1 protein-coding gene is annotated in these 333 nt (G+C 39.9%); it reads right to left on the bottom strand.

The window, feature by feature from the left end:
- The coding region (locus HC733_RS22715; RefSeq protein WP_190367222.1) for a transposase family protein at positions 1-257 on the bottom strand (257 nt) is incomplete at its 3' end.
- Between the last annotated feature and the right edge of the window lie 76 nt (positions 258-333).

Genomic DNA, 333 nt, shown 5'->3' on the forward strand with positions numbered 1-333 from the left:
GCTAGCAGTAATGAGTCGCTATCAAGGCCTCGAAAGATACGAGCGATGCTGTGCCGTGTTGGAATGCCATGTACAAAAGGGCGAAAACGCCTTAACCATGTAAGTTTTTTATTGCCATATATTTCAATATCTTGCCAGCCTTCACAGCCTGAGGTTATGGCGCTTATTATCAGAAACATGATATCAACCAAGTTGTGGTGCTGGTTAATCGTAGAACGGTTTTCTTTGACTAATTCGAGATGTGAAAATAAAGACATTGCGATAGATAAATAGGAAAAATTAACGCTATTAGATCATAGATTTTCCTTGTTTACAAAGTGTGATCCCGCCCTG

It is taken from the genome of Pseudoalteromonas sp. S16_S37, assembly GCF_014694405.1.
GTDB lineage: Bacteria > Pseudomonadota > Gammaproteobacteria > Enterobacterales > Alteromonadaceae > Pseudoalteromonas.